The organism is Nocardia sp. NPDC004722, assembly GCF_053601505.1.
This window is the reverse complement of the sequence record NZ_JBSGBY010000435.1, coordinates 1-7,274: the sequence shown is the minus strand read 5'-3', so window position 1 is coordinate 7,274 and position 7,274 is coordinate 1. Positions and strand designations below refer to the sequence as shown.

9 protein-coding genes are annotated in these 7,274 nt (G+C 68.5%); all 9 read right to left on the bottom strand.

Annotated elements, in window-relative coordinates; translation table 11 throughout:
- Positions 1-402: DUF2637 domain-containing protein (locus ACWELQ_RS32345; RefSeq protein WP_452400828.1), on the bottom strand; the 402-nt coding region annotated here is incomplete at its 3' end.
- Entirely contained in the window at positions 399-782 is a 384-nt protein-coding gene (locus ACWELQ_RS32340) for a hypothetical protein (RefSeq protein ID WP_452400827.1), read from the bottom strand. The genes ACWELQ_RS32345 and ACWELQ_RS32340, both read right to left, overlap by 4 nt.
- Positions 779-1,606 (bottom strand): hypothetical protein, encoded by an 828-nt coding sequence (locus ACWELQ_RS32335; protein ID WP_452400826.1) that lies wholly within the window; start codon positions 1,604-1,606, stop codon positions 779-781. Before ACWELQ_RS32335 ends, ACWELQ_RS32340 begins: the two co-directional genes overlap by 4 nt.
- A complete protein-coding gene (locus ACWELQ_RS32330; protein WP_452400825.1) occupies positions 1,603-2,358 on the bottom strand; it encodes a hypothetical protein in 756 nt (251 codons plus the stop codon). The genes ACWELQ_RS32335 and ACWELQ_RS32330 overlap by 4 nt, the downstream gene beginning before the upstream one ends.
- Positions 2,355-2,885, bottom strand: a complete 531-nt coding sequence (locus tag ACWELQ_RS32325) for a hypothetical protein (protein WP_452400824.1) — start codon at positions 2,883-2,885, stop codon at positions 2,355-2,357. Before ACWELQ_RS32325 ends, ACWELQ_RS32330 begins: the two co-directional genes overlap by 4 nt.
- Complete coding sequence (locus ACWELQ_RS32320) at positions 2,882-4,180, bottom strand: hypothetical protein (RefSeq protein ID WP_452400823.1); 1,299 nt, start codon at positions 4,178-4,180, stop codon at positions 2,882-2,884. Before ACWELQ_RS32320 ends, ACWELQ_RS32325 begins: the two co-directional genes overlap by 4 nt.
- 21 nt (positions 4,181-4,201) lie before the next feature.
- The gene (locus tag ACWELQ_RS32315) at positions 4,202-4,840 is read right to left on the bottom strand and encodes a hypothetical protein (protein WP_452400822.1); all 639 of its coding nucleotides are present in this window, start codon (positions 4,838-4,840) and stop codon (positions 4,202-4,204) included.
- A 39-nt stretch (positions 4,841-4,879) separates the two neighbouring features.
- Positions 4,880-5,371, bottom strand: a complete 492-nt coding sequence (locus tag ACWELQ_RS32310; RefSeq protein ID WP_452400821.1) for a hypothetical protein — start codon at positions 5,369-5,371, stop codon at positions 4,880-4,882.
- 30 nt (positions 5,372-5,401) lie between these two features.
- Positions 5,402-7,274, bottom strand: a 1,873-nt coding sequence (locus ACWELQ_RS32305; RefSeq protein WP_452400820.1) for a hypothetical protein, incomplete at its 5' end; no start/stop codon positions are given.

Genomic DNA, 7,274 nt, shown 5'->3' with positions numbered 1-7,274 from the left:
AGCGAGTTCGCCCCAGAAGAACCGGTAGGTTCCCCTGGGTACGAGTACGCCGACCTTCGCCCGGCGGCGCAGGGTGACGAGTGCGAACGCGGCCTGCACGATCGGGCCGTCCACGATGACCGGAGCACCCCACGCCAGCCAATCCGAAATCCCCGCCCCGGACGCGAGTCCGTGCAGAGCGATAGCCGACCAGCCGAACGCGGCCACCGATACCGCGGCCACCGCCAACAGCGCTACCGACTCGGCGACGTTCCACCCCAACGGTTCCGTCGCCTGTCCCGGCCCGGGTGTCGCCTCACCAGGTGCGGGCGACACCTCGATCGGTGAGGGCGACAGCGCCGGGCTGGTTTCGGTGACAGTTGTCGCGGGAGCGACAGGCGCTGTCGCGTCAGTGTCGGTCATCGGTCGTGCCCGTTCTCGGCCGCCCACGCCGCACGGGCGAAGGCGTTCACGCACCGGTTCGACACCACCGCCAGCCGCTCGTGCGAGGGATCCAGGGCGTGCTCGGAGGCGATGTCGAGGGCGTCGTCGAGATCGCTGGCGAGTTCCCGGTTACGGTCCTCCAGCTCAGCCGCGTGATGTTCGGCGGCGTCGCGTTGCGCGGTGACCTTCTCCAGTTGCTCCTCCAGCAGGGCGGTGCGTTCGTTCGCCGATGCCAATCGGATGCGCAGGGAGACAATGTCGTCGGTGACCGTGGCATGGTCGCCGGGCTGTCCGTAGGGGCGCAGCGGCTGCAATCCGCTGTTACTGGACGGGGTCGGGGTCGTCTGGATGTGGCTCATCGCTCGGTTCCCTCCCGTTCGGCCTCTCCGGCAGCCGCCGCGAACGCGTTGACCGTCTGCCCGGACTCGGGGGTGATGCGGTCCTGCCAGCCGCTGATGTCCTTGACCGCGGCCGCGACCGAGCCGTGGGTGCGGAACACCGGATCGGAGTGGCCCTCGCCGTCGCTTTGGTAGGCGTTGACGGTCACCTCCGTGCCGGGCATCTGGTGGAAGTACTCCGCGGTGCGGACGGACCACGCCGCGATTTCGGGTTCGCTGACACAGGACTGGGTGAACGACGCCGACCGCGAGTGATCCGGATGACGGGCATCGACGGTGGCGTAGAAGTGCGGGACCGGGTCGTCGAGATCGGATCCCGCCGTCGCCCTGCGATATTCGCTGTCGTCGACTGCGGCGAAGGCGATCCACTGCCCGGCTTTGCCGGCCGCGGGCACCGATCCGGGATCGGGTTGCCAGGCCCCGTTGCCGGTCAGTTCCCGGACTTGCAGCTGGCTGCGGATTTCGTCGACGGTGAGCACGCTTCCGTCGTCGGTGAGGTCGGAATCGAGATAGGCGGAGAACACCTCGGGCGAGTCTTCCCAGTTCCTGACGTTGATCGTCAGGTACCGCCACTGGTAGGCGCTGGTGAGGTCATCGCCGTCGATCCACCGGGTTTCCAGAGCGCGCGCCTCGGAATACAGCTGGTGATCCCACTGGGCGGGGTCGACGTCGAACTGCGGTTTGAGCTGGTAGTAGCGGGCGAAGTCGGCGCGCAGTTGATGTTCTTCGGCGGGCGCGCGATCGGTGTAGTAGTCGGGCTGGGTCGGATCCGTTGCGGCGGTCATCGTTCGGCTCCGTCCCGCTCGCTGTCGTGCTCGGCGGCGGCCGCGGTCGCGAAGGCGTTCACCGGTGCCGACGTGCCGGGCTCGGCGAGGTGGCCTTCGCGTTTGTGGCGGGCGATGTCGGCCAGGAACGGTTCGTACTGCATGAACCCGTTGCCGGTCAGCTCCTTGGCCTGCTGCTGGCTGCGCCACTGCACCCCGTCGAGCGTTTTGAGGCCCTGGTGATGCCACCGGTCGAACACGTCACTGGCGCGGCGCATGGTGTCGGGGTAGTGACGCCAGTCGTGCACGACGGCATCCAGGTACGCCCACGCCTGCCGGGCCTCGGCCGGGGCTTCCTGCCAGGCGTCGCGCACGGCGTCGATATCGTCGGTGATCGCGAAAAACTGTTCCGTGCTGACGCTTTCGCTGCCCAGCTTCGCCCCGGCGAAGTACACGTGGGCGTAGTCGGCGCGCAGCCGCCCCTCCCACACCTTCTCCGCGTCGGCGTAGTGGTACTCGTTGGTCATCTGGCTCTGCCACAGCTCGTAGGCCTGCTCGCTGCGTTCCAGCTGCCCGGAAAGATGCTGACGGTGTTCGTTGGTGCCGGGCTGGGCCAGTCGGGCTTTCAGGTCCGCGATCACCTCGGCGGGTGATTCGATCCGGTACTCCCCCTGCCCGCCATTCATGCGCACGGCGATGTCACCGCCGTGTTCCTGTGCGGCCTTGACGATTTCGTCGGTGGGCATGCCGGGCCGCCAGTCGTGAGTGCTCATCGCTCGGCTCCCTCCCGCTCGAGGTTGCGATCAGCCGCGACCGCGAACGCGTTGAGGGGCTCGGATCCGGTTGCGGCGCTGTCGGATCCGGGCATCCACTCACCGTTGCCGGTCAGGGCGCGGGCCTGCTGCTGGGAGCGCCATTCGACATTGTTGACGATCCTGTTTCCCGCGGCCCGCTGCGCGTGGATGTGGTCGTAGGCCTGGGTCATGGTCTCGGGCATGCTGGCCCAGGAATCGGCGGCGGCCCCGAGATAGGACCACCTCCTGACGACACCCGGGTCCGGGTGCGTGGCGTAGTGCTCCTCGATGGCGAGGGAATCCTGGAATCCACGCCGGACGACCGAGTCGTGCGTGTTGTTCAGGTACGCCATCTGCGCCTGGTAGGCGCGGGCGAAGTCGGCGCGCATCTGACGCTCCCCGGCGGGGGCGCGTCCGATGTAGTAGCCGGGGTCGGTGGGGTCGCTGCTGCTGGGGTTGGTCATGGTCGTCTCGCTATGGGCGGGTTGGGAATTGGTGGGGCTCATCGCTCGAATCCGTTCTCGTGGCCGTTTTCCTGCTCCGAGGCCGCCGCGGCCGCGAACGCGTTCATCGGCCGGGTCCGCTTCGGCCGCGCACGCTTCTGACTCGACGGCGCGGCGCCATTGGAGTTGGAATCAGCTGTACTGCTGCTGTTTTCACTGTTCTGCTGCTGGAAGTTGTGGTCGGCGACGTCGCGGGCGCTGTCGTGCCAGCGGCCGGTGTCGGTGCCGACGCTGACCCGGTTGCCCTCGGCGACGTAGAACGGCTTGCGCTGTCCGGCCTCGCGCGCGCTCACCGTGAACTGGGTGCCGGCCTCCCAGTTGGTCTCGGTGATGACCTTGTGCGTCCATTCCGCGGCCTCGGCTTCGGTCGCGAAGTAACCGAACTCGACATACGCCCTGCCATCGATGCGGGTGGAATCCATCCGCACGCGGCACTGGCTGTTGGCCTCCGCGTTCTCGAACTCCCAATTGATCTGTTCGGGACTGAGCCCGACCTCGCGGGCGTTGCGGGCGGCTTGTTCACGCGCCTTCTGAGCGTTGCCGCCGGTGTTCCCCTCGGCCTGGGCGCGCTGCCACTGGTTCTCGGCGTGGCGGATCTTCTGCACCGCGTCGGCTTGCAGGAACTCCCGCGCCGCGGCCGCTTCCTTGGTCGCCGCCGCCGACACAGCGGGAACGGACGCCGGTGCCGCGGCCCGCTCCCGCTGGGCCTGCTGCTGGGCGGCCTGCCCGTACCAAGGCCTCTGCAGGGCGGCCTGCTGCTGCAAGTACTGCTGGTAGGCAGCTTCCTGCTGGGCGTAAGTGCGCAGTTCTGACTCCACACCTGCGGCACGGGCGTGCATGGCCTCGGTCGCGGTCATTGGCGTGAATACCCGCCCGGCGGGTGTGACCGGGTCATGGCCGACCCGGTCCAGAGCCTGCACGACTTGCCCGCGGTGTTCCAACGCGAGACCGGAACCGTGCAGGGAGGATTCGATGCGATGCCGGATCGCGGCCAGCCGGGCCTCGCCGGCCTCGACCAGTTCCGGGGAGTAGCGGTCGGGCATGCCGCGCATCGCGGCGACGGTGCGGGCTTCGTTCTGGTAGTCGCCCACCCGCGTCTCGAACCAGGTGGCCGCGATCCGCTCGGCCCCGACCTGGGCTTCGAGGTGGCGGGCGAGATCGTCACGTTCCTTGCGGGTCATTTTCTGCCCGCGCGCCGACTGGTGGCGATTGGCCAGCCAGTTCCGGGCGAGATCGATGATGTGCCGGATGCTGCGGCCGGTCTCCTGGGTGACCTGGTCAACTTCGTTCTGCGACATGAGAATTCCTTCCAATCGGTGTTACTGCTGCTCGGCGGAATCGCCGAGAGTCTCGGCGACGGTGAGGGCTTGGGCCTCGTCACTGTCGAGGGCTGCGAAGAACTCGCGGGTGGGCGCGGGGACGTAGACCGGGGTCTCGGCCCATTCGTCGGTGTGGCTGGTGATGTAGCTGTAGGCGTGGCGGTAGCGGGTGCCGTCGAGAAACGACATCCGGTCGAGGTCGCGGTGGCCGAACTCGCTGCGCAGGGCTTCGAGCTGCGGTCCCCACACTCGCGCGTCCGACACCACCGGGTAGGTGCGGTCCGCCGCGGCCATCTCGCTGCATTTGCGGTGTTTGGCGTAGCGGATCTCGCTGATCAACACCGGAATCGGCAACTGCGACAACGCCATCGCCGAACCGTGCAGCAGCTCCGGCCGGAACTGGGCGCGGATCTCGACCTGCGCCTGCTCACGCTCGCACTGATCGGCTGTGCGCCTGGCGGCTTGCTGGGCGCGGATCTCGTCGTATTCGGCGCGCTCGACCGGCGAGAGCCGCCATCGGTTGATCGCCTCGGGGATGCGCTGCTCGAAGTCGTGATCGAGGAACGCGATGGTCCCAAGCGTCGCGATCACCCCGCCGGTCAGGCCGACGATGATGGCGCGGACATCGTTGTGGTGCATAGGTTTTCCTTCCAATGGGTGTTACTGGTGAGGCCGGATCTACAGCGATCCGGGGTCGGTGGCGGTGCGCCGAGCTTCGTACGCCGCGCGGCGCTGCGAGAGCCGCTCGACGCGGCCGCGCAGGTACGCCCAGGTGTCGACGGTGGAGTAGGCGATCATGCGGGCGGCTTCGGCTGGACCGGGGCGTCCGGCGGCGTGCCACCAGCCGAACCCGACGACGGCCAGCCCGTACACCAACAGCGGCCCGGGGATCGGGAACACGATGACCGCAAGCACGAACACGGCGGTGGCACCCAGGCCGGGTGCCCAGATCCGCAGGTGGTCACGGACTTTCGCGGCCTTCTTCACCCGCGCCGGGGTGATCTTCTGGCCGATCACGCCGCCGTCGGGGATGACGGGAACGAGCTGGGCGGCCAGTTTCGCGGCCGCGCTGCCCTCCATCGCCTCTTCCAGGGCGGTGATCCGCTCGTCGGTCTGGCGTTTCAGCTCCGGGTTGTTGATCTCTTCGCCGTGGAAGTTGGGATCGGTCATGACAGGGGTCTCCTTGCGGGATAGAGAGATTCAGGCGGAGCGCGGACGCCGCTTGCGGGTCAGATCGATCACCGGGGCCAGCGTCGGATCCGGCTCCGGGGTCTCGGCCGGGCGGGTGAAGTGACCCAGGCCAGGCAGCGGGCGCAGGGCGGCCAGTTGCTCGTCGCGCAGTGGGGCGACGTGGCCGGCGCGGGCGCGGGCGTTGGAGACGTGCACGACGTCGCCGGGGCCGAAGGTGCGCAGCTGGGTGGGCGGGACCAGGAACGAGTCGGTGGCCTGCACGTTGCCCTCGTCGCCGTGGGCGGTGCCGTTGATGAGCTTGCGCGACAACTCGAACCGGCGTTTGGTGCCGAACACCTTGCACAGCTCCTCGCACAACTCGCTGCGGCCCAGCAGCGCGCCGCCGGCGGCCGCGGCGACCAGAGAGGAACGCTGGTCGTCGTTGGCGCCCAAACCGCGCCATTCCTGCGCGATCCACAAAGAGCCGATGCGGGCCTTGCGGAACCGCATCACCCACGCCGCGGCCCGAGTGTTGCCGTCCGACACCGCGGAAAATTCGTCGACCGCCATCAGGGCCTCGCGGCCGTGGGCCTTGTTGGCCAGCTGCTCCAACATGCAGCCCAGCGCACCGAACTGGGCGCGGGCTCGATCCGGCTGCGACGCGCCATCGAGCACGCAGTACAGGAAGTCGAAATCGGTGATCTCGGCGTCGCCGTCGAACGCGTCCCCGAGCGAACGGAACAGGTTGCCGAATTCCATTCGCGCCGAGTCCATCACGGGCTGCTTGCCGTTGCGGGTGGCCTGGATCTCCAGGTCGATCCCCGGCACGCCGTCCCACGGGCCCGCCGTCTGCGGGTTCGGGTCGAACACCCCGCCCCACATCGACGCCAGCACGGCCGGGTCGCATCGGCGCAGGAACTCGATGTGATCGCGTGGCGGGTTCCACCCGACCGCGGTGCGGACCCCGTTGACGGTTACGACCTTCTCGGGGGCGTCGACGATGAGGTGGATGAGCCCGGCGCGGATCTCGTAGAAGTACTTCTCGGTGTCGTTGGTCGGGACGCTGCCGCCGGAGATCATCGCGGTCAGCACCCCGCGCATGTCGTCGGGATTGTCCGCGCCCCACAGGTTCAGCCGGATGGTCTTCGCGCCGGGCTGCCGCGAGTTCGGCGAGAACTTCCCGATGCGGTGCTCGGGCACCCCGAGTGCCATCGCCCAGGTCTTGACCCGGTCGGCGGTGGCTTCGGAGTCGGGGCCGCCGTTGCAGTCGATGACCAGTGCCAACGGGCGGCCGACCTTTGACAGTCGCCACCAGGAGGAGCGGTGGCGCAGCCAGGCGGTGACGAACCACGACAGCAGCAGCCGCAGCATGAGCGTGGACTTGCCGGCACCGGTGTTGGCGACCAGGACCATGTGCAGGCGCAGCTTGATCCACGGAATGATCAGCCGGGTCTCGGTGCGCGCGAACAACGCCTGCAGCTTCGACCGCGGCGGCGCGGCGGTGTCCTCGGCTGCCAGCCGCCCGTACACGATGTCGGGGTTCATGCCGCCGGTGGTGAACGGAAGCCGGTAGCGGGCAAGGCGTTTCGCCGCACGCTGCTGCCGCTGCGCGTACACCCACAGCGCCCGCTCGGTCCGCGCCGGATCCGCGAACCCCTTCGTCAACAGCCGCACCATCCGCGACGCGAACATGACCGTCGCGAGAATCCACGCCAACGGCACGATGCCCACACCCATCACGGCCAGCCCGAAGGCGTAGCGGCCGTGCAGGAACATCGATGCGCCGGAAAGGAACTGCTGCTTCGGCGCGTCGAGTTTCAGGCCGTGAGTGAGGATTTGCAGCCCGGGCAGGACCATGATCGAGGCCAGGGGCCAGTTGCGCAGTCGGGCGGGCTGCCAGCCC

Excerpts from the sequence above, each read along its gene's own strand:
- ACWELQ_RS32340 (WP_452400827.1), bottom strand. The coding sequence starts at position 782 with ATGAGCCACATCCAGACGACCCCGACCCCGTCCAGTAACAGCGGATTG.
- ACWELQ_RS32335 (WP_452400826.1), bottom strand. The coding sequence starts at position 1,606 with ATGACCGCCGCAACGGATCCGACCCAGCCCGACTACTACACCGATCGC.
- ACWELQ_RS32330 (WP_452400825.1), bottom strand. The coding sequence starts at position 2,358 with ATGAGCACTCACGACTGGCGGCCCGGCATGCCCACCGACGAAATCGTC.
- ACWELQ_RS32325 (WP_452400824.1), bottom strand. The coding sequence starts at position 2,885 with ATGAGCCCCACCAATTCCCAACCCGCCCATAGCGAGACGACCATGACC.
- ACWELQ_RS32320 (WP_452400823.1), bottom strand. The coding sequence starts at position 4,180 with ATGTCGCAGAACGAAGTTGACCAGGTCACCCAGGAGACCGGCCGCAGC.
- ACWELQ_RS32315 (WP_452400822.1), bottom strand. The coding sequence starts at position 4,840 with ATGCACCACAACGATGTCCGCGCCATCATCGTCGGCCTGACCGGCGGG.
- ACWELQ_RS32310 (WP_452400821.1), bottom strand. The coding sequence starts at position 5,371 with ATGACCGATCCCAACTTCCACGGCGAAGAGATCAACAACCCGGAGCTG.